The organism is Nonomuraea sp. NPDC050394 (assembly GCF_044459065.1).
Classification (GTDB): domain Bacteria; phylum Actinomycetota; class Actinomycetes; order Streptosporangiales; family Streptosporangiaceae; genus Nonomuraea.
In genome coordinates this window covers 131,946-152,443 of the sequence record NZ_JBITIO010000008.1, presented here as the reverse complement: position 1 = coordinate 152,443, position 20,498 = coordinate 131,946, and the positions used below count along the sequence as shown (strand labels likewise).

General features: G+C 71.8%; 17 protein-coding genes. 3 read left to right on the top strand and 14 right to left on the bottom strand.

Going from position 1 to position 20,498, the window contains the following annotated elements; genetic code table 11:
- Window positions 1-8: 8 nt before the first annotated feature.
- The 9 genes from ftsW to mraZ all read right to left on the bottom strand — a co-directional run bounded on the left by ftsW (window position 9) and on the right by mraZ (window position 11,551).
- Window positions 9-1,298: a putative lipid II flippase FtsW gene (gene ftsW, locus ACIBKY_RS29670; RefSeq protein ID WP_397101582.1), complete on the bottom strand. Its 1,290-nt coding sequence runs from the start codon at window positions 1,296-1,298 to the stop codon at window positions 9-11.
- Complete coding sequence (gene murD, locus ACIBKY_RS29665) at window positions 1,295-2,671, bottom strand: UDP-N-acetylmuramoyl-L-alanine--D-glutamate ligase (protein WP_397101580.1); 1,377 nt, start codon at window positions 2,669-2,671, stop codon at window positions 1,295-1,297. Before murD ends, ftsW begins: the two co-directional genes overlap by 4 nt.
- Window positions 2,668-3,726 (bottom strand): phospho-N-acetylmuramoyl-pentapeptide-transferase, encoded by a 1,059-nt coding sequence (gene mraY / locus ACIBKY_RS29660; protein WP_184960705.1) that lies wholly within the window; start codon window positions 3,724-3,726, stop codon window positions 2,668-2,670. The genes murD and mraY overlap by 4 nt, the downstream gene beginning before the upstream one ends.
- Window positions 3,723-5,171 carry a UDP-N-acetylmuramoyl-tripeptide--D-alanyl-D-alanine ligase gene (gene murF / locus ACIBKY_RS29655; RefSeq protein ID WP_397101577.1) on the bottom strand — a complete coding sequence of 483 codons (1,449 nt, stop codon included), beginning with the start codon at window positions 5,169-5,171 and terminating at the stop codon, window positions 3,723-3,725. Before murF ends, mraY begins: the two co-directional genes overlap by 4 nt.
- Window positions 5,168-6,688 (bottom strand): UDP-N-acetylmuramoyl-L-alanyl-D-glutamate--2,6-diaminopimelate ligase, encoded by a 1,521-nt coding sequence (locus tag ACIBKY_RS29650; RefSeq protein WP_397101575.1) that lies wholly within the window; start codon window positions 6,686-6,688, stop codon window positions 5,168-5,170. Before ACIBKY_RS29650 ends, murF begins: the two co-directional genes overlap by 4 nt.
- Window positions 6,689-6,728: 40 nt before the next feature.
- The gene (locus ACIBKY_RS29645) at window positions 6,729-9,080 is read right to left on the bottom strand and encodes a penicillin-binding transpeptidase domain-containing protein (RefSeq protein WP_397101573.1); all 2,352 of its coding nucleotides are present in this window, start codon (window positions 9,078-9,080) and stop codon (window positions 6,729-6,731) included.
- Window positions 9,077-9,964, bottom strand: coding sequence for a hypothetical protein (locus tag ACIBKY_RS29640; RefSeq protein ID WP_397101571.1), 888 nt, complete (start codon window positions 9,962-9,964; stop codon window positions 9,077-9,079). The genes ACIBKY_RS29645 and ACIBKY_RS29640 overlap by 4 nt, the downstream gene beginning before the upstream one ends.
- Window positions 9,948-10,907 carry a 16S rRNA (cytosine(1402)-N(4))-methyltransferase RsmH gene (gene rsmH / locus ACIBKY_RS29635; RefSeq protein ID WP_397102150.1) on the bottom strand — a complete coding sequence of 320 codons (960 nt, stop codon included), beginning with the start codon at window positions 10,905-10,907 and terminating at the stop codon, window positions 9,948-9,950. The genes ACIBKY_RS29640 and rsmH overlap by 17 nt, the downstream gene beginning before the upstream one ends.
- Before the next feature lie 212 nt (window positions 10,908-11,119).
- Window positions 11,120-11,551 carry a division/cell wall cluster transcriptional repressor MraZ gene (gene mraZ / locus ACIBKY_RS29630; protein WP_184960700.1) on the bottom strand — a complete coding sequence of 144 codons (432 nt, stop codon included), beginning with the start codon at window positions 11,549-11,551 and terminating at the stop codon, window positions 11,120-11,122.
- Window positions 11,552-11,960: 409 nt separating this feature from the next.
- Between mraZ and ACIBKY_RS29625 the strand changes: the two genes are divergently transcribed.
- From ACIBKY_RS29625 to ACIBKY_RS29615, 3 genes are read left to right on the top strand one after another with little or no spacing between them, the layout of a single operon-like run.
- A complete protein-coding gene (locus tag ACIBKY_RS29625) occupies window positions 11,961-13,010 on the top strand; it encodes an AAA family ATPase (RefSeq protein ID WP_397101569.1) in 1,050 nt (349 codons plus the stop codon).
- Window positions 13,007-14,266: a DUF58 domain-containing protein gene (locus ACIBKY_RS29620; RefSeq protein ID WP_397101567.1), complete on the top strand. Its 1,260-nt coding sequence runs from the start codon at window positions 13,007-13,009 to the stop codon at window positions 14,264-14,266. The genes ACIBKY_RS29625 and ACIBKY_RS29620 overlap by 4 nt, the downstream gene beginning before the upstream one ends.
- Entirely contained in the window at window positions 14,263-16,683 is a 2,421-nt protein-coding gene (locus ACIBKY_RS29615) for a transglutaminaseTgpA domain-containing protein (RefSeq protein WP_397101565.1), read from the top strand. Before ACIBKY_RS29620 ends, ACIBKY_RS29615 begins: the two co-directional genes overlap by 4 nt.
- A 211-nt stretch (window positions 16,684-16,894) precedes the next feature.
- On the opposite strand, the gene ACIBKY_RS29610 is transcribed toward ACIBKY_RS29615, so the two are convergent.
- The 5 genes from ACIBKY_RS29610 to ACIBKY_RS29590 form a co-directional block, all read right to left on the bottom strand.
- Window positions 16,895-17,293, bottom strand: coding sequence for a DUF3040 domain-containing protein (locus ACIBKY_RS29610; protein ID WP_397101563.1), 399 nt, complete (start codon window positions 17,291-17,293; stop codon window positions 16,895-16,897).
- A 183-nt stretch (window positions 17,294-17,476) separates the two neighbouring features.
- Window positions 17,477-18,718 carry a DNA polymerase IV gene (dinB, locus tag ACIBKY_RS29605; RefSeq protein ID WP_397101561.1) on the bottom strand — a complete coding sequence of 414 codons (1,242 nt, stop codon included), beginning with the start codon at window positions 18,716-18,718 and terminating at the stop codon, window positions 17,477-17,479.
- 26 nt (window positions 18,719-18,744) lie between these two features.
- Window positions 18,745-19,479, bottom strand: a complete 735-nt coding sequence (locus ACIBKY_RS29600; RefSeq protein ID WP_397101559.1) for a methyltransferase domain-containing protein — start codon at window positions 19,477-19,479, stop codon at window positions 18,745-18,747.
- A gap of 30 nt (window positions 19,480-19,509) precedes the next feature.
- The gene (locus tag ACIBKY_RS29595; protein ID WP_397101557.1) at window positions 19,510-20,139 is read right to left on the bottom strand and encodes a C39 family peptidase; all 630 of its coding nucleotides are present in this window, start codon (window positions 20,137-20,139) and stop codon (window positions 19,510-19,512) included.
- Window positions 20,140-20,158: 19 nt separating this feature from the next.
- Complete coding sequence (locus tag ACIBKY_RS29590; RefSeq protein WP_397101555.1) at window positions 20,159-20,494, bottom strand: MmcQ/YjbR family DNA-binding protein; 336 nt, start codon at window positions 20,492-20,494, stop codon at window positions 20,159-20,161.
- Between the last annotated feature and the right edge of the window lie 4 nt (window positions 20,495-20,498).

Here is a 20,498-nt window from a genome sequence, read left to right as displayed (position 1 = left end):
GTCACTCCCTAACGTCTCGCTCGGCCCCTGCTCGTTCTTCCCCCCAGGCCAAGCCAGCTTAGAGCCCGAGCGGCCGGTCCGGGGCCACGAGCGGCCAGCGCCTCGCGCGCGCCGGGTTCCTGTTTGGCGAACGACAGGAGCATCCCGAGCGCGGCCAGCGTCGGCAGCAGGGCCGAGCCGCCGTAGGAGACCAGCGGCAACGGGATGCCGGTGATCGGCAGCACGCCGATCACCGCGCCCATGTTGACGATGGCCTGGCCGCAGATCCAGGCCACGACCGCGGCGGCGGCGAGCCTGATGAACGGGTCCTTGACCCGCCCCGCCACCCGCAGCCCGGCGTAGCCGAGCAGGCCGAACAGCGCGACGACGACGAGCGTGCCCATGAGGCCGAGCTCCTCGCCGAGGATGGCGAAGATGAAGTCGCTCTCGCCGTGCGGCAGCCAGCTCCACTTCTGCCGGCTGGACCCGAGCCCGAGCCCGAACCAGCCGCCGGAGCCCATCGCGATCTGCCCCTGGACGGCCTGGTATCCGGCGCCCTGCGCCTCGGCCCACGGGTCGAGGAAGGCGCCGATGCGGGCCATGCGGTACGGCTCGACCTTGATCATGATGACCGCGGCCAGCACCGCCACACCGAGGATGCCGCCGAACAGCTTCAGCGGCGCCCCCACCACCCACAGCAGCGACAGGAAGATCATCATGAGCACGAGGGTGGTGCCGAGGTCGCGGCCGAGCATGACCATGACGGCCAGGATCGCGGTGCCCGGCATCAGCGGGATCAGCATCTGCCGCCACTCGATCCGCCCGGCGCGCGCCCGGCGGGCCAGCATGTCCGCGCCCCACAGCGCCAGCCCGAGCTTGGCCGGCTCCGACGGCTGGACGGTCAGCGGCCCGATGTAGATCCACCGCTGCGCGCCCAGCTCGGAGGAGCCGATGAACAGCACCATGACCAGCGCGATGATCGACAACACCATGAGCGGGTAGCCCGCCCAGCGGAAGAACTTGTGCGGCAGCCGCGAGCACACGTACATCACCGGCACGCCGATCGCCGCCGACAGCGACTGCTTGATGAACCACGAGAACGGGCTGCCGGTCTTGTTCAGCGCCTCGATGCTGGAGGCCGACAGCACCATCATGAGCCCGAGGATCAGCAGCAGCGCGCTGCAGCCGATGATCAGGTAGTAGGTGGTCAGCGGCTTGCCGAGCAGTTCGCGCAGCGCGCCCATCTGCTCACGCGCCCACACCGACGGCCCCTCGACGGCGCCGCTCTTGCGCGGCCGCTCGTCCGTGGTCGCGCTCACGTCCGCGGCTCCCGGCGCAGGCCGTGCTCGTGTACGGCTCGCGCGAAGGCCTCCCCCCGCGCCGGGTAGTTGGCGAACATGTCCAGCGAGGCGCCCGCGGGCGCCAGCAACACGGTGTCCCCCGGGGAGGCGAGCGCTGCGGCTTCGGTGACGACGCGGTCCATCACTCCAGTGTCTTGGTCGGCGATGTCCACCACGGGGACATTCGGCGCGTGTCGCGACATCGCTTCGGCGATCCTGGCGCGGTCCACGCCGATCAGCACCGCCCCGCGCAGCCTCGGCGCCGCCGTGCGGACGAGGTCCTCCACGTCGGCGCCCTTGAGCTGGCCGCCGGCCACCCAGACGACCGACGGGTAGGCGGCCAGGGCCGCGGCGGCGGCGTGCGGGTTGGTGGCCTTGGAGTCGTCCACGTAGTCGACCTCGGCGACCCGCTCGACGAACGACATGCGGTGCGGGTCGGGCACGAAGTCCCGCAGGCCCTGCCGTACCGCCCCGGCCGGTACGCCGTGCGCGCGGGCCAGCGCGGCGGCGGCCAGGGCGTTGGCCACGTTGTGCGGCGCGAACGGATGCACGTCGGCCAGGTTCGCGAGCTCCTCGGCGGCGTGCACGGGATCGGGGCAGAAGGCCCGATCCACGATGAGGTCCTCCACCACGCCGATCTCGCCCGCCCTCGGCACCCGCAGCGTGAACCCCACCGCGCCCGGGTACGGCGCCGCCAGCTCCGCCGCGATCGGGTCGTCGGCGTTGTAGACCACGGTCGCGGCCCGCTCGAAGATCCTGGCCTTGGCGGCGGCGTACTCCTCCAGGGAGCCGTGCCAGTCGAGGTGGTCGGGGGCGACGTTGAGCAGCGCGGCCGCCTTGGGCGCCAGCGATCCCGACCAGTGCAGCTGGAAGCTGGACAGCTCCACGGCCAGCACGTCGTACGGCTCGGCGACGGCCTCCACGACCGGCACGCCGACGTTCCCGACGGCCAGCGCCTTCTCCCCGGCCGCCAGCAGCATCGAGGTGAGCATGCGCACGGCGGTGGTCTTGCCGTTGGTGCCGGTCAGGGCCAGCCAGGGGGCCGCCTGCTCCGGACGCAGCCGCCAGGCCAGCTCGACCTCGCCCACGACCTCGACCCCGGCCGCGAGCGCGGCGGCGATCAGCGGGTGGTGGGGCGCCCAGCCGGTGGTGACCAGCCGGGTGGTCTCCCCGGGCAGTTCCATGGGGCCGAAGCGCACCTCGACGCCCAGGCGGGCCAGTTCGGCGGCGACGAGCCGCTGGCGCTCCCCCTCGGCCGCCTCCAGGACGACGACCCGCTCGCCCCGCCCGGCCAGCACCCGGGCGGCGGCCGTACCGGAGACTCCGAGCCCCGCGACACACGTCAGCGTCATGGGCGCGGCATCCACTCCACGTAGAACAGTCCGAGTCCCACGGCCGCGCACAACCCGGCGATCAGCCAGAAGCGGACCACGATCGTGGTCTCCGCCCAGCCCTTCAGCTCGAAGTGGTGCTGCAACGGCGCCATGCGGAAGACCCGTTTACCGGTCATCTTGAAGAACCCGACCTGGATGATCACCGACATCGTGATGATCACGCAGAGCCCGGCCAGGATGATCAGCAGGAGCTGGGTGCGGGTGGCGATCGCCAGACCGGCCAGCACGCCGCCCAGCGCCAGCGACCCGGTGTCGCCCATGAAGATCTTTGCGGGCGGGGCGTTCCACCACAGGAACCCGATCAGCGAGCCCAGCACCGCCGCCGCCACCACCGCCAGGTCGAGCGGGTCGCGCACCCAGTAGCAGTTGGGCCCGAGCTGGTCGATGCAGTTGTTGCGCAGCTGCCAGTTGCCGATCAGCACGTACGCGCCCAGCACCACGGCGGTCGCGCCGCTGGCCAGGCCGTCGAGGCCGTCGGTGAGGTTCACCGCGTTGGAGAACCCGACGATCATGATGAGCACCCAGATGGTGAACCCGACCAGGCCGATCGACGGCCCGAAGTCGCGCAGGAACGACAGCCGGGTCTCGGCGGGCGTGATGCCGTACACGTTGGCCTGCTGGGTCACCAGCACCGCGAAGACGGCGCCGACGATCAGCTGGCCCAGCGCCTTGGCGCCCGAGCGCAGGCCGAGGCTGCGCTGCTTGTAGATCTTGATGAAGTCGTCGAGGAAGCCGACCGCGCCGAGCCCGGTCATCAGGAACAGCACCAGCAGGCCCGAGATCGTCGGCGACTCGAACGTGACCAGGTGCGAGGCGCCGTAGGCCAGCAGCGAGGCCAGCACGAACACCACGCCGCCCATCGTGGGCGTGCCCTTCTTGCTCAGGTGCGCCTGGACGCCGTCCTCGCGGACCTCCTGTCCGTAACCCCGCCTGGCGAACAGGCGGATCGCGAGGGGAGTGCCGAGCATCGACAGGATCAATCCCACCGCGCCGGCGATGATGATGTTGGTCACCGCGCGCTCCCGAGTACACGCTCGGCCGTGCGTTCGAGCCCCATCGCCCGCGGGCCCTTGACCAGCACGGCGTCACCGGGCCGCAGCCACGACGCGAGCTCCCGCGCCGCCGCCTCCGCGTCGGCCACGTGCACGATCCGCGTGCCCTGCTGTGGGTACGGCCCCGCCGGCGGCGCACCCGGTGGCGGGGCACCCTGGGCCGCGGCCACCTGGCTGGAGGCGGCGAAGGCGCCCTCCAGCACCGGCCCGGCGTCGGGCCCCGCCACGATCAGCCCGGCCAGCCCGGCGCCGCCCGCCAGGCGGCCCAGTTCCTCGTTGAGCGTGGCGCTGTCCTCGCCCAGTTCGCGCAGCGCGGCGATGACGGCGAAGCGGCGCCGCCCGCCGCCGATCGCGCCGAGCGCCTCGAAGGCGGCCCGCATGGAGTCGGGGTTGGCGTTGTAGGCGTCGTTGATGACGGTCACGCCGTCGTGGCGGTCGGTGACCTCCATGCGCCAGCGGCTGCGGGGCTCGGCCTCCGACAGTTCCTCGGCGATCGTGGCCACCGGCAGCCCGAGCTCGTAGCCCGCCGCCGCCGCGGCCAGCGCGTTGCCGACGGCGTGCTCGCCGTACAGCCGCAGCCGCACGTAGGCGACGCCGGACGGCGTGCGCAGCCGGAAGGAGGCGCGGCCACGCTCGTCGACGGTCACCTCCTCGGCGCGGATGGCGGCCTCCTCGCCGCGGCCGAAGAACGTGACGCGGGCGTCGGTGCGCCCGGCCATGTCGCGGACGAGCGGGTCGTCGGAGTTGAGCACGGCCACGCCGGTGGCGGGCAGCGCCTCGACGAGTTCGCCCTTGGCCTTGGCGATGGCGTCCTTGCCGCCGAAGACGCCGAGGTGGGCGGTGCCGACGTTGAGGACGACGCCGATGCTCGGCGGCGCGATGGAGGCCAGGTGGGCGATGTGCCCGGCGTCGCGGGCGCTCAGCTCCAGCACCAGGAAGCGGGTGTCGAGATCGGCCTTCAGGACGGTCAGCGGGTGGCCGATCTCGTTGTTGAACGAGCCGACCGGCGCGATCGTCGGCCCGATGCGGCCGGTCAGGCGGGCCAGCAGGTCCTTGGTGGTGGTCTTGCCGGCCGAGCCGGTCACGCCGAGCACGGTCGCCTGCGGCAGCGAGCCGGCCACCGCGGTGGCCAGGGCCGCCAGGGCCGCGGCCACGTCGGGGACGATCACCGTGGGCGCCTCGACCGGACGGCTGGCCAGTACGGCCACCGCGCCCGCGCGCACCGCCTGGACGGCGTACTCGTGCCCGTCGACGTTGGCGCCCCGGAAGGCTGCGAACAACGATCCCGGCTCGACCTGCCGCGAGTCGATCACGACGGGGCCGCGCACCACGGCCCGAGGGTCGGCCATGCCCGACAGAGCGCCCGAGGTGAGCTCGGCGATCCTGGCCAGTGGCAACGGGATCATTGGTAAACCTTCCTGTGGATCGCTTCGGCGACCACCTCGCGGTCGTCGAAGGGGATCACTTCGCCTGAGATGTACTGGCCCTGCTCGTGGCCCTTGCCCGCCACGACGATCACGTCGCCGCGTCCGGCCCGGCGCACTGCCAGGTCGATCGCCGCCGCGCGGTCGGGCTCAATGATCACATGAGCGCGCTCATGCCGGGGAACGCCGAGTGCCCCCTCCATCATCGCGGCAAGAATGTGGAGAGGATCCTCTGTGCGTGGATTGTCGCTGGTGAAAATGGCCACATCCGCGAGGCGCGCCGCAGCTTCTCCCATCATGGGCCTTTTGCCCCTGTCGCGATCGCCGCCGCAGCCGAGCACGATGGTGAGCCTGCCAGAAGTCACCTGGCGCAGCGAATTGAGCACCGACTCGACGGCGCCGGGCTTGTGGGAGTAGTCGACCACGGCCTGGAAGTCGTCCTCCGACGTCGTCACCCGCTCCATGCGGCCGGGAACGCCCTTCAGCGTGCCCACGCCGTGCACCGCGGCCTGCAGCGGCACGCCCGCCTCCACCAGCGTCACGATCGCGCCCAGCGCGTTGGCGACGTTGAACGAGCCCGGCAGCGCCACCTGGGCGTCGGCCTCGACGCCGCCGGGACCCACGACGCGGAAGGAGCTGCCGTCGGCGCCCAGCCGTACGTCGAGCGCCCGCCAGTCGGCCTCCGGGTCACCCGTGGGCGAGAACGTCGTCATCGGGATCTTGGCCACCGTCAGGAGCTCGCGCCCGTGGGGGTCGTCCAGGTTCGTCACGCCGGCCCGGCTCAGCTCCGGCTGGAACAGCCTGGCCTTCGTGGCGAAGTAGTCGTCCAGGTCGCGGTGGAAGTCGAGGTGGTCCTGCGACAGGTTCGTGAACAGGGCCACGTCGTAGAAGATCCCGTCGATGCGGCCCAGCGCCAGCGCGTGGCTGGAGACCTCCATCACCGCCGAGGAGACGCCCTGCTCGCGCATGAAGGCGAACAGCCCGTGCAGCTCCGAGGCCTCCGGCGTGGTCAGCCGCGACTCGAAGCGCACCTCGCCCGCCCGGATCTCCACGCCGCCGATCAGGCCCGTCGTGTGGCCGGCGGCGCGCAGCCCGGCCTCCAGCAGGAACGTGGTCGTGGACTTGCCGCTCGTGCCGGTCACGCCGATGACCGACAGGTCGTGGGACGGCTGGCCGTACACCCAGGAGGAGATCTGCCCGAGCATGCCGCGCGGTTCCGGCACGACCAGCACCGGCAACCCGGTCGCGACCGCGGCGTCGCGGCCGGCCGGATCGGTGAGCACGGCGACCGCGCCGCTGGCCATGGCCTCGGCGGCGAAGCTCGCCCCGTGGGCGTGGCTGCCGGCGAGCGCGACGTAGAGGTCTCCGCGCCGCACCTGGCGGGAGTCGATGGTGACGCCGGTGATCGCGGCATGCGGCGAACGCGCCGTGCCGGAATCGGCGTCGAGCATGGTGGCCAGGCCGGTCAGCGGGCGCGGCGGGCTGGTCGTGGGACGCATAGACGACGGGGGACGCACGGCGAGAGCGTACCTTCCCCGGTCACTGTCCGGCGCTCAACCGCACCGGAGGCGCGGTCGAGCTTGTGGGCGGGATTTTCCTGCTCTTGATGGCGAACGTCATCACCTGCTTGAACACGGGGGCCGCGAGCTGCCCGCCGAAGTGGCCCTTCTGCGGGTTCTGCAGCACCGACAGCACCACCAGGCGGGGCGCGTCGGCGGGCGCGAAGCCCACGAAGGATGCGGTGTAGCCGTCGTAACGGCCCAGCTTCGGATCGTAGCGGTTCGCGGTACCGGTCTTGCCGGCCACGCGGTATCCGGGGATGGCCGCCAGGCCGCCGGTGCCCTCCTCGCTGGCCGCGCTCTCCAGCATCGCGGTGATCTCCGTGGCCGTCCGTTCGCTGACCACCTTGGTCTGCTTGCCGGTGGCGGCCGCGGTGAACCTGCCGTCCTGGCCGGTGGTGCCGGCGACGATCTGCGGGGGCACCCTGACGCCTCCGTTGGCGATCGTCTGGTACACGCTGGCCATCTGCAGCGCCGTGACCGAGACGCCCTGGCCGTAGGCGATCGTGCAGCTCTGGCTGCCCGACCAGGTCTTGTAGTCGGGCAGAAGACCGGCTTCCTCGCCCGGCACGCCGCCGCCCGGCTTGGCGCCGAACCCGAAGGACTTCAGCATGCCGTGCAGCCGCTGCGAGCCCACCTTGCGGGCGGCCATGATCGTGGCGACGTTGCTGGACTTGGCGATCGCCGTCTGGAACGTCATCGTCTCCGTGGGGTGCGGCTCGGCGTCGCGCAGCGTGCGGTCGTAGCAGCGGATGTTGTCCTTGACGCGGAAGCTCGTCGTCGGCCTGACCGCGCCGCTCTCCAGCGCCGCCGCGGCGGTGATCACCTTGTTGGTGCTGCCCGGCTCGAACACGTCGGCCGCCGCCCGGTTGACGTAGTTCTCCTGGGGGGCCTGACGCCAGTTGTTCAGGTCGAGCTCGGGGGCGTTGGCCATGGCGACGATCTGCGCGGTCTTCACGTCCATGACGATGACCGTGCCGCTCTCCGCGCCCACCGCCTGGACCTGCTCGGCGATCGACTTCTGGGCGGCCCACTGGATGTCGCGGTCGATCGTCAGCCGCACGTCGCTGCCCTCCAGGGGCGCCTGGCGCTGGCTGTGGGTCATCGGGATGCGCTGGCCGTCGCGGCCCTGCTCCACCCGCTGCTTGCCGTCGCGGCCGGCCAGGAGCGAGTTCTTGGCCTCTTCCAGGCCGCCCAGGCCGGTGCCGTCCACGCCCACGAAGCCCACCAGCGTGCCGGCCAGGTCGCCGGCCGGGTAGATGCGCTTGTACTGCTTCTTCGCGGTCAACGCCGGGATCTGCGCCTTGAGCAGGCGGCCGGCCACGACCGGGTCGACGTCCTTGGCCAGGAGCTGGTACTGGGTGGTGTCCTTGGCGAGCTTGCCGGCGATCTCCTGCTGGGACTTGCCGAGCTCGGCCGCCAGGACGTTGGCCACCTTGGCGCGTACGCTCGGATGCACCTTCGACGGGTCGATCGCCATCTCGCGGGCCTCGACGGTCATGGCCAGAGCGTGGCCGTTGACGTCGGTGATCGAGCCGCGCTTGGCCGGGATGACCTCGGTGATCATGCGCTGGCCCACGGCCTTGGCCTCGTAGATCTTGGAGTCGAGCCCCTGCATCTGGATCAGGCGGCCGGCGAAGATCGACAGGATGAACGTCATGACGATCATGCCGATGTTGATGCGGCGGCGCGGGTTGCCCAGCCTGAGCACCAGCGGCGGCCTCGGCGGAATCGGCGGAGCCGGCGGCCTGCGCGGCGGCATGCCGCCCCTGCGCGCGCCGCGCTCCGGGTCGGCGGGCCCGCGCGGCGCCCCGCCACGCGGGCGCGGCACCTCTCCCCTGGGCCGTCCTGCGTCGGCGCCGGGCCTGCCGGGCCGCGTCCGCGGGTCACGCGCCTCGCGCTCGTCCCGCCCGTCGGGCCTGCCCGGCCGCTGCCGGGTCTCGCGCGCGCCGTCCTGAGCGCCCCGCCGTTCGCGGGAAGCGCGCCCTTCCTGAGATGTACGGCCCTCCGAGGACGTGCGGCCCTCCGGGGAGGTACGGCCCTCCGGGGAGGTACGGCCACGCGGCTCCTGGGGCGAGCGCTCGCCCTCCCGGGAGGTACGGCCGCGCGGACGCTCGTCCTGCGGCCCGTCGCCGGGCTCGGGGCGGCGGCGGTCGTCGGTGAAGGGCAGGTCGAACGGGTCGTCGCCCGGCGCCGGTCGCCCGGTCCTGCCGGTCCGCCCGGTGCCGCCCGTGCCCCGGGGCGTACGCCGAGCGGCGCCGGGCCCTCCTTGAGCGCCGGCGCCGCCTGGTCCGCGACCGGGTCCCTGCCCGCGGCCGCCCGAGTCTCTCACCGGTTCGCGCCGCCCACCTTGCTGGAATCCTCGCTGGCGGGGGTGATGACGTTCGGGTCCTTCCAGTCGGGCTGGAGGTGCTGCCGCTTACCGGCCTCGGCGATCTCGCCCGGCTGCTTGCGGCGCTCGATGTCGACCCCGAGCTGCTGGTTGCCGAGCTCGAGCTGGGCGATCTCGGACTTCAGGTTGCCCGCGCGGATGGAGTCCTGCGCCAGCACGGTGTTGAGCAGCAGCAGGCTGACCAGCCCGCCGCCGAGCAGCCCGAGCACCAGCACGATGAACGGACCACGCTGGCGCCGCGCCGGACCGCGCCGCGCGCTCGCCGGCCGCCGCGACCCCTGGGGCCGCACCGACCGCCCGCCACGTACCCGCGAAGCGACGCCGGGCTCACCCCCGGCCTGGGGCGAAGCGGCCGGGCGCCCGTCGCGAAGCTCGTCACCCTGACGCGTCCGCACCGCACCGGCACGCTCGCCGGCGCCGTCCTCGGCACGCCGGGACGTCACACGCTCCTCACCATCGGCACGCCGGGACGCCGCACGCTCCTCACCGTCGGCACCTCGCGTGGTGACACGGCCCTCACGGTCGGCGCGGCGCGTCGAGGCGCGCTCGTCGGTGTCCTCGGCGCGGCGGGCGCGACCGGTCGGGCCGCGGCGCGCGCGGGTGGCCGCGGCGCGCTCGTCGCGAGGCTCGGTGCCCTGGCGGGGCCGCACCCCGCCGGAGCGCTCCTCACGTGCCTCGTCGGCGTGGTCAAGGGTGGAGGCGGCGGGACGCGGGGGCGGGACGGGCTTGTTCGCCGAACCGGACCTGCCGGCGCCACTCTTCGGCGTGCCGGCGCCGCGTGCGGGCGCGCTCCTCCTGATCTCCTGCTCAGTCCTCGTCGTCAACACGGATCCTCTCTGCCGCCCTCAGCCGGGCCGAGGTCGCCCGCGGGTTGCGGGTGACCTCTTCTTCACTCGGGAGCTCCGCTCCCCTCGTCAGCAGGCGGAACCTCGGCTGGTGTGCCGGGAGCGGGACGGGCAGCCCGTGCGGGCTGGTGTCCCTGGTTCGCGCCGTGAGAACCTGCTTGGCCAGCCGGTCCTCCAGGGAGTGGTAGGCGAGCACGACGACTCGCCCACCCAGCACCAGCGCGTCGAGGGCGGCGGGCAGCGCCGCCTCCAGGGCGGCGAGTTCCGCGTTCACCTCGATGCGCAGCGCTTGAAAAGTCCTCTTGGCGGGGTTTCCCCCTGTGCGCCGGGTAGCGGCAGGAATCGCCTCTCGGACGATGTCGGCAAGCCGCTTAGTCGACGTTATGGCCTCCTTGGCCCTTTCCTTGATGATTAGGCCTGCGACACGCGGTGCGAACCGTTCCTCTCCGTAATCACGAAGGATGCGGGTTAGCTCCCCAGCCGAGTAGGTATTGACCACCTTCTCCGCCGTGAGGTCCTGGCTCGTGTCCATCCGCATGTCGAGCGGAGCGTCGTAGGAGTAGGCGAAACCGCGCTCGGCCTCGTCGAGCTGAGGCGAGGAGACGCCCAGGTCGAACAGCACTCCGTCGACCTTCTCACGGCCCAGCCGCGCGAGCACGGAGGCCAGCTCGTCCGATGTCGCGTGGACGAGCGAGGTCCGCCCGGCGTACGGCGCGAGCCGCCGCGTGGAGAACTCGATCGCGAACGGGTCGCGGTCGATCCCGATCACGTGCAGTGAAGGGTGGGCGGCGAGCAGGGCTTCCGTATGGCCACCGAGGCCGAGGTTGGCGTCGACGACGACGGGGCGCGCACCGGTCAACGCCGGCGCCAGCAACTCCAGAACGCGCTCGAGCATCACCGGAACGTGAGCGCTCTCTGCCATCTCTCCAACCCCCCTCTCGCGTCCTTGCTCGCGGATGACGCGTCGGCCGATCCTTCCAAGGTCCCCACCCGGTGCCCGTCCGGCCAGGTCCCCATCCGCATCCTCTTCGAGATACCGGTCATCTGACACCGGGGAAGGTGCATCAGCTGCCGGACAGTGGTTGCGGGTGGAGACCTCGCCGAACGACCACACCGTCGAATCGACCGTGACGATTACAGAATCCCTGGCAGCACCTCCTCCGAGAGATCGGCGAAGGCCTGCTCCTGTGCGTTGAGATAGGTCTCCCAGGCCTGCGCGTCCCAGATCTCCAGGCGGGTGTTGGCCCCGATGACCACGCAGTCACGTTCCAGGCCCGCGTACGTGCGCAGGCCCTGCGGGATCGTGATGCGCCCCTGCTTGTCCGGAGTCTCGTCGGACGCGCTGGCGAAGAAGACACGGCTGTAGTCACGCACCGCCTTGGCGGTGACCGGGGCGGTGCTGAGAGCCTCGGTAATGCGCTGGAACTCCTCCACAGGAAAGACGTAGAGGCATCGCTCCTGGCCTTTGGTAATCACAAGACCCTCCGCCAGCTCCTCACGGTACTTAGCCGGCAGGAACAGCCGTCCCTTGTCGTCGAGACGCGGCTGATGGGTGCCGAGGAACATCGGCCCCACCTCCCGTGCCTCATGAAGTGCCTAGCGCTGGTGCACCGGCCCTCCACTGCGCACCACCATACTCCACTTCTCCCCACCGTCAACTGATTACAACCCAGGTCGCCGCCTATACGTCTTGCAAAACCCCAGGTCAGCGCGATGGCGCTCGGTGGAGCGGGCTGGGCGGCCGGTCAACCCTCATGGGCGTGTCGAGAGTTGAAACGCCCCACGGAATGGGGCCTGGAGGGGTGCCGCGGGGGCAGTGGTGGAGGAAAGTGGAGCGCCTCGCGCCACCGACTGTCACGGGATTCGCACCGCGACGGGACAAGAACACGAAGGTTCCTTCGAACACTGTCAGGACTGGAGGAATACCGACAAATGTCGCTCAAGAACCCCCAGCGTCGTAGGGTCGGTACACACAATGGAAAAGGAATGGCATGGCTCCCGCCAAAGCACGCTCCAGCGGGACAGCCGTCGCACTTCTCATGGAGGCCTGGTGGCAGTAACCCATGACGTCCCTCAGCGGCTGGAAGAGCTCGTGTCCACCGCGCACCGTATTCGGCAGGCTATCGAGTCGGTGATCGAGGGCAAGAGCGACGCCGTCCGCCTCACCCTGACGGTGCTGCTCGCCGAGGGGCACCTGCTCATCGAGGACGTGCCCGGAGTCGGCAAGACCATGCTCGCCAAGGCCCTGGCGCGCTCCATCGACTGCCCGGTGCGCCGCGTGCAGTTCACGCCCGACCTGCTGCCCAGCGACATCACCGGCGTCAGCGCCTACAACCAGCAGACGCGCGAGTTCGAGTTCAAGCCCGGTCCCGTCTTCGCCAACATCGTGGTCGGCGACGAGATCAACCGCGCCTCCCCCAAGACGCAGTCCGCCCTCCTCGAGTGCATGGAGGAGCACCAGGTGACGGTCGACGGTGTGACGTACCACCTTGAGTCGCCCTTCATGGTCATCGCCACGCAGAACCCGATCGAGATGGAGGGCACCTATCCCCTCCCCGAGGCCCAGCGCGACCGCTTCACCGCCCGCGTGGCGATGGGCTATCCCGAGCCCGCCGCCGAGCTGGAGATGCTCGACGTGCACGGCGGCACCCCTCCGCTGGACAAGCTGGAGCCCGTGGCCACCACCGCCGAGGTACGGGCGCTGATCGAGGCCGTACGCGGCGTGTACGTCTCGCAGCCGGTCAAGAAGTACGCCATCGACCTGGCGGTCGCCACCCGCCACTCCCCCGACCTGCGCCTGGGCGCCTCCCCGCGCTCCACGCTGCAGCTCGTGCGCGCCGCCCGCGCCCACGCGGCCCTGTCCGGACGCGACTACGTCATCCCCGACGACCTCCAGGACCTGGCCGTGCCGGTCCTGGCCCACCGGCTGCTGCCCAGCGTCGAGGCGCAGGGCCAGCGCCGCCTGCCCGAGCAGGTCGTGGGCGATCTGGTCAGGAGGGTGCCCGTACCGGAGACACGGGCGTGAGAACGGGACTGCGCGCACTGACCGCGCGCGGCAGGTCGTTCCTCGCCGCGGGACTGGCGGCGTTGCTCATGGCCCTGCTGCTCGGTGAGCACGACCTGCTGCGCATCGGCGTGCTGGTGACGGCGCTGCCGCTGCTGGCCGCGATGGTGGTGGCGCGCACCCGGTACCGGCTCAGCTGCGCCCGCCGCCTGTCGCCCTCGCGGGCCGAGGTCGGCGGCGAGGCCACCGTGACGTTGCGGCTGGAGAACGTCACGCGCCTGCCCACCGGCCTGCTGCTGATCGAGGACACCGTCCCGTACGCCCTGGGCGTGCGCCCGCGCTTCGTCCTGGACCGGGTGGAGGCCAAGGGCATCAGGGAGATCGACTACCGGGTCCGCTCCGACCTGCGCGGCCGGTTCACCATCGGGCCGCTGTCGGTGCGCATCGCCGACCCGTTCGGGCTGGTGGAGCTGGCCCGCGCGTTCACCATCAGCGACACGCTCGTGGTGACGCCGCAGGTCGTGGCGCTGCCCCACGTACGCCTGTCGGGCGAGTGGACCGGCGGCGGCGACAGCCGTACCAGGAGTGTGGCCGCGGCGGGCGACGACGACGTGGCGCCGCGCGAGTACCGGCAGGGCGACGACCTGCGGCGCGTGCACTGGCGCTCCACCGCCCGCCACGGCGAGCTGATGGTGCGGCGCGAGGAGCAGCAGTGGCAGAGCCGCGGCGCGCTCCTGCTCGACACCCGGCGTTCCGCGCACCGCGGCGAGGGCCCGCGCTCGTCGTTCGAGGTGGCGGTCTCGGCCGCGGCCTCCATCGGCGTGCACCTGGCGCACGAGGGGCTCGGCCTGCGGCTGGTCACCGACCAGGGCGCCGAGCACCTGACCGACAGCGGGCTGAGCTGGTCGCTGCTCGACACCCTCGCGATGGTCCGCAACAGCCCGGCGCGCTCGCTGGAGATCGGCGTCTCGGCGCTGCGGCAGGGCAGCGGCGACGGCCTGGTCGTCGCCGTGCTCGGTGCCATGGACCCGGAGGAGGCGCGCGACCTGGCCAGGATCAGGCACAGCGGCATCACCGGCGTGGCCGTCCTGCTCGACGTCGACACCTGGGACGCCGTCCAGCCGAACACCTCGGAGAACTACCTGGCGGTCCAGACCGTCCTCGCCGGGTACGGCTGGCGCACCGTCAGGCTCCCGGCCGGCACGTCCATCGCCTCGGTGTGGCAGGACGCCGCCAGCCGGGGCCGCTTCGCCGTCCATCCCGGAGGTGCGGCATGAGGCTGTCCGTCGCCGCGGCCGTCGCCACGTTCTGCGCGGCCATCCTGCTGCACCCGTTGTTCGAGGGCGGCGCCTGGTTCTGGGGCTCCCTGGGCGCGGTCCTGAGCATTCTGGTCGCCAGCGCGATCAGCGGCCGGCTGTCGCTGCCCACGTGGGCGGCGGCGCTGGTCAGCCTGGCCACACTCGGCGTCTACCTGACCGCCTCGTTCGCCGGCGACAAGGCGTGGGCGCTGCTCGTGCCCACGAAGGGCTCGGCGGCCGAGCTGCTGAAGCTGCTGGCCACCGGCTGGGACGACATCCAGCGCTTCGCCGCGCCGGTGCCCGGCGACACCCCGGGGATCGCACTGCTGACCACGGGCGGCGTGGGGATCATCGCGATCGCGGTGGACCTGCTGGCCGCCCGGATGCGGCGGGCGGCGCTGGCCGGGCTGCCGATGCTGGCGCTGGCGACCGTTCCCGCGACGATCCTGCTGGAGCCGATCGCCTGGTGGGCGTTCATCATCGCCGCGCTCGGCTTCACCGGCCTGCTGATCGCCGACGGCCGCGAGCGGGTCGGGCACTGGGGCAGGGCGGTCCTGGTACGCAGGACCCGCGCGGCCACCACCCCGTCGCCGGGCGAGAGCGCGGACACGCGGGGGCTGCGGCTGTCCGGGAAGCGGATCGGGTTCGCCGCGATCGCGATCGCCGTGGTGGTGCCGGCGTTCCTGCCGCCGCTGGAGCCGGTGTCGTTCTTCAGCTTCGGCGTGGGCGGCCAGGGCACCGGGGGCAGGGGGAACATGATCCAGATCCCCAACCCGGTCACGAACATGAAGGGCCAGCTGACGCTTCCCGAGAAGCGGACCGTGCTGACCTACACCAACAACGACGACGTGCCGCGTTACCTGCGGATCTACTCGCTGGACACCTTCGACGGCGATCAGTTCGGCCTGACCAAGCCGAAGGGCGCGCCGGAGAACCGCACCGACGCCGGCCCGCTGCCGCCTCCTCCGGGGCTGGGCGGCGGCGTCGAGACCGTGAGCGCGGTGACCGACATCAAGATCAGCGAAGAGGTCGAGAACCTGGCGTTCCTGCCGCTGCCGTACCCGCCGCGTGAGGTGCGGGCGGACGGCGACTGGCGGGCGGACGTGAGCACGCTCATGGTCTTCTCCACCCGTGACAGCGCCTCCGGCCTGGAGTACCAGGTGGCGACGAGCGAGCCGCGGCCGACGCCCGACCAGTTGCGCGCGCTCCAGCGCCCGCAGCAGCCCAACGTCGAGGCGCGCTACCTGCGGCTGCCGGAGGACTTCCCCTCCGACCTGCGCGACCTGGCCTATGAGCAGACCAAGGGCGCCGAGACGCACTACGACGCGGCGCTGAAGCTGCAGGAGTTCTTCACCAAGACCGGCAACTTCACCTACGACCTGCGCACGCAGGGCAGCAGCACCTCGGCGCTGCGCGACTTCCTGCTGAGCAGCAAGGTCGGGTACTGCGAGCAGTTCGCCAGCGCGATGGCGGTGCTGGCCAGGGCGATCGGCATCCCCGCCCGGGTCGCGGTCGGCTACACCGGCGGCGACAAGGCCGGCGACCGGTGGACGGTCGGCACCGACGACTCCCACTCCTGGCCGGAGCTCTACTTCGAGGGCGTCGGCTGGCTGCCGTTCGAGCCGACCCCGGCGGGTTCCGCCGGTCAGGGCAGCGCGCGGGTCCCGGAGTACGCCCGCCCGCAGCCGACGCCGACCGCGAGCTCCTCCAGCCCGACGCCCGGCGCCACCACGCAGGGCGAGGAACTGCCACCCGGCCAGCAGCCCGGCCGCAACCCGCGCGAGATCGACGACCGCGAGGCCAGGCTCGGCGGCAACGGCCTGCCGGCTGAGGAGCCGACGCCGCTGATCGCCAAGATCGGCATCGGGGTCGCGATTCTGCTGCTGATCCTGCTCATCCCTGCGGCGATCCGGCAGGTCACCCGCAGCCGCCGGGTGCGCGCGCTCGGCTGGAAGGTCTCCGCGCCCTCCGACGAGCTCACCGCGCGCGTGATCGCGGGCAGCCACCCGTCGGTGGCCGCCGCGTGGGCGGAGCTGGACGACATCCTGTACGACTACGGCATGGCCCGCGAGCCCAGCGAGACGCCGCGGGCGCTGGCCCGGCGGCTGACGCAGCGCTACGAGTTCGACGCCGAGTCGGCGGCGGCCATGACCGCGATCGCCGCGACGGTCGAGCGGGTGCTGTTCGCGCGCGACCCCGGCGTGGTCGGGCCGCTGGGCAAGGACCTGCGCAAGGTACGGCGGGCCCTGGCGGCCACGCTCTCGCGGGGACGGCGGATCCGGGCGGCGCTGCTGCCCCCGTCGACGCTGCGCAGGCTGCGGTCCATGGGCGAGGGCGTGCTGGACGGCTTCGACCGCCTGGAGAACCTCAGGTTCAGGAGGAGCGCGACCCGGTAGATCAGAAGGTCAGACGAAGGAAGGTGGCTTGCCCGGCTCTGGGCAGGCCACCTTCGTCTGTGCGCCCTGGTCAGATCGTCCCCGTCGGCCGGTCGGGCGTGACCGTCTCGGCGGGGACCACGTCCGACGTGAGAAGCGATCCCCCCGATCGAGGCCAGCCCTCATCGGCGGGTGGCGGTGGGGCGGCACCGCCGTAACGTATGGAGAGAAGTCAGCGGTCGTCGTGACGACGGCGCCAGCGCTCCTCCATACGCTCCATGAACGTGCCACGGCTCTTCCTGGCTCCCTTGCCGCTGCCGGGCACCGGAGCGCCTTGGGCAGAGCCGGAGTCACCGAACCCGTTCATACGTTTCCAGCTGGACAGACCCCACAGACACGCGGCGAGCATGACCACGAAACCGCCGACGCCGAGCGGGATCATCTGGATGACGACGCCAACCATCATGATGACGACGCCCAGAGCAAAGCCGATGGAGGCTTTGATCAGGCGACGCTTGTAATGGCTGCGCGGGTCACTGATCCTTACGGTGTTGGCCCACTTCGGGTCCTCGGCGTAGAGGGCCTGCTCGATCTGGTCGAGCAAGCGCTGCTCGTGCTCAGAGAGCGGCACGGCGCCTCCCAAGGACGGCCCCAGGACGGGGAAGACGGCAACGGACGACACGGGGTGTCCGAACCTCGCGGTCGGTTATCCCCAGAATACGAGCCTGTAGACGTAGGCGAAAGGAAACGTCCAACGCAGACCAAACCGGAGGTGACGTCATACCTCCATTTTGGGCCATTCGCGACATGGGCGTCATGCCTCCATTTCATCAAGTCTGCCCCGAACTAGCGAAGCCGGGAGTACCGCATCCGGCCCGAAGCGCCGGATCGCCTTGTCCATCGCCTGTTCGGCCTCGCGCCAGCCGGTCTCCCGCGCACCCAGGCTGAGCTGGCGAGAGGCCGCCTGGGCCGGCCCGAGATTCTCCATCCGGACGCCCACCAGGCGCAGCCGCACGCGCTCCAGGCCCGCCGCGTCGAACAGGTCGCAGGCCGTGGCGTAAATCTCCTGGGCCACGTCGGTCGGCTCCCTGAGCGTGCGGGAGCGGCTGATCGTGGAGAAGTCGGCACGGCGCAGCTTCACACTCACCGTCCTGCCCACGTGTCCGCTCTTACGCATCCTGGCGGCGACCTTCTCCGACAGGCGGAGCAGCTCACGCTTGATCATCTCGGGATCGTCCACATCTGTGGCGAATGTCTCTTCGTTGCCGATGCTCTTGTCGGGCGTGTGGACGGTCACGGCGCGCTCGTCGCGTCCCCAGGCCAGCGCCGCGAGGTGACCGCCCGCGGCGGGGCCCAGCTCGCGCTGGAGCGTCGTCGGCGGCACTCTGGCCAGATCGCCCACGGTACGGATGCCGAGGCGGACGAGGGCCTGCTCGGTGCGCTCCCCCACCCCCCACAACGCCGAGACCGGCAGCGGGTGGAGGAAGCCGACGATCTCGTCGGCGGGCACCACCAGCAACCCGTTGGGCTTGCACTGTTTTGAGGCGAGCTTGGCGATGAACTTGCTCGCCGCCACGCCCACGGAGCAGGTGATGCCGTATCTTTCCCGAACCTGTTCCCGGATCAGCACCGCGATCTCCGCGGGCGAGCCCAGCCTGCGCCGCGCCCCGCCGACGTCGAGGAAGGCCTCGTCGGAGGCGATCGGCTCGACCAGCGGGGTGATCGAGTGGAAGATCTCCATGACCCCCTTGGAGACCTCGGAGTACTTCCCGTGGCCGGGCGGGATGATCACGGCCTGGGGGCACACGCGGCGCGCCCTGCTCATGGGCATCGCCGAGTGCACGCCGAACGCCCTGGCCTCATAGGTCGCGCTGAGCACCACGCCGCGGCCCGCGGGCGAGCCCACGATGACCGGGCGGCCCCTGAGCTCGGGCCGCTCCAGCAGTTCGACGCTGGCGAAGAAGGCGTCCATGTCGACGTGGAGGATCGGGCAGCCGGTGTCGTCGGCCCCGGTGGTGGGAGCGGGGCCGATGCCGGTGATCTGCTTGCGTGCCACTCCGTGATTCTATCCGAACAGACGTTCTATGGCTTGTGGGCGAGGATGTGGACCTGGGCGGCGATCTCCCGCAGGACCGGATGGGCGGCGGCGGCCTGCTCCAGCGCCACCAGCGCTTCCACGGCCCCCGGCTCGCCGTCGACCAGCCTGCTGGGCACCAGGTCGGCGAAGACCCGCACCCCGAGCGCCGGCCCGACCGCGAGCCCGGTCACCGCCAGCAGCTCCGACAGCGCGGCGGGCGTGAAGCGGCGCGGTGTGGGGTCGCGGTCGCCCCAGCGCCCCCGAGGATCGTCCAGTACGGCGAGTGCCTCGTCGAAATGGCCGGTGAGCGCCCGGTGCAGGGCGCTGGCGAGCGGGTTGGCGGCCAGCACGCTGACGGCTCCCCCGTGGCGCAGCGTCCCGGAGACGGCGGTCAGCGCGCTGATGGGGTCCTCGACGTACTCCAGGACGCTGTGGCACAGCACCAGGTCGGCACTGTCCTTGGGCAGCAGCTCGCCGAGGTCGGCGGCGTCGCCCTGGATCGCCCTGACCCCGACGCCCTTCTCCTTGGCCCGCCGCTCCAGCGCGGCCAGCGAGTCGGGGCTGGGGTCGACGACCGTGACGTTGTGCCCGAGCTCGGCCAGCGGTACGGCGAAGCCGCCCGTGCCCCCTCCGGCGTCCACGATGTCGAGCACGCCGCGCCCGGCGGATCCGGCCCGTTCGGCCAGCACTGCCCGCAGAGCGTCCCAGACCACGGCAGTGCGCACCGGGCTTCGCGTCACGTGTTCCCCTCCCACTCGAGCCAGCCGGTGTCAGCCTACGCTCTCCGGCGCCACCCTGGTGTCCGGGGCGAGAACGCTGATGCCCCGCCCGGCGAAGAAGTCGCCGAACCGGGCCAGCGGCAGCCTGGCCCGCCTGCTGGCCTCGGTGTGGCCCGAGGGGTTGTTGAAGCGCACCGTCCCGTCCGCGGCCCCGGTGACCAGGACCAGGTGCCCGCCCCGGCCGGGCGCGGGACGCTCGGGGCGGCGGATCTCCGGGTGGACGGAGGCGATCACCATCCGGCCGGCGGCCAGCAACCCTTCGAGCTCGCCCGGGTCCATCAGGGGGTGGACCTCGGCGGCGAGGCCGTGCTCGGCCCGCGCGTAGTCGGCGAAGGGGGCGTAGTAGAGGCCCTTGATGCCCTCGGGCTCCTCGCGGTAGCCGCCGTAGGCGCGGCAGCCGTACACGAGGTCGAGCAGGGATGGGGCGTGGCCGTCGCGGTGGTGCAGGAGCATGCGCAGGCAGGCCATCCCGCACGCGTGGCGGCACCAGCGGGCGTACTCCTCGCGGGTGCGCGCGCCCGACTGCCGCCACAGCGGGTCGTCCCCCGGGTCGGCGCCGCCGTAGACGTAGGAGGCGATCCGGTCGGCGCTCATGAACTGTGTGAAGGCGGCTACCTGCATGAACGTCCAGGGTAATCGGTCAGGGCACGAGGGAGCGGAGTTTCCTGGGGGCGCGCAGGCGCCAGGCGTCGGCCAGGAGTTCGGCCGTCTCCCGCTCCCCGATCGCGGGCATGCGGACCAGAACGATCGCGTGGCCGTCGTAGTGGGGCAGGGTGAAGAAGACTTCCGGGTCGGCGGCGATCAGCTCGTGCTTGTCCTCCTGGGTGGCCAGCGGCAGCACCAGCACGTCGCCCTCCTCGCGGATGCGGGCGAACCATCTGGCCTTCACGTAGAAGGCGGGCGTGCCGTACATGGGCTTCTCGCCGGTCTCCGGCAGAGCGAGGGCCAGCCGGCGGACGTCTTCCTCGGTCACCATGAAC

Coding starts and splice junctions, on each gene's coding strand:
- murF (WP_397101577.1), bottom strand. CDS start 5,171: ATGATCCCGTTGCCACTGGCCAGGATCGCCGAGCTCACCTCGGGCGCT.
- ACIBKY_RS29595 (WP_397101557.1), bottom strand. CDS start 20,139: ATGCAGGTAGCCGCCTTCACACAGTTCATGAGCGCCGACCGGATCGCC.
- ACIBKY_RS29625 (WP_397101569.1), top strand. CDS start 11,961: ATGGAAAAGGAATGGCATGGCTCCCGCCAAAGCACGCTCCAGCGGGAC.
- mraZ (WP_184960700.1), bottom strand. CDS start 11,551: ATGTTCCTCGGCACCCATCAGCCGCGTCTCGACGACAAGGGACGGCTG.
- rsmH (WP_397102150.1), bottom strand. CDS start 10,907: ATGGCAGAGAGCGCTCACGTTCCGGTGATGCTCGAGCGCGTTCTGGAG.
- ACIBKY_RS29590 (WP_397101555.1), bottom strand. CDS start 20,494: ATGGTGACCGAGGAAGACGTCCGCCGGCTGGCCCTCGCTCTGCCGGAG.
- ACIBKY_RS29650 (WP_397101575.1), bottom strand. CDS start 6,688: ATGCGTCCCACGACCAGCCCGCCGCGCCCGCTGACCGGCCTGGCCACC.
- ACIBKY_RS29615 (WP_397101565.1), top strand. CDS start 14,263: ATGAGGCTGTCCGTCGCCGCGGCCGTCGCCACGTTCTGCGCGGCCATC.
- murD (WP_397101580.1), bottom strand. CDS start 2,671: ATGACGCTGACGTGTGTCGCGGGGCTCGGAGTCTCCGGTACGGCCGCC.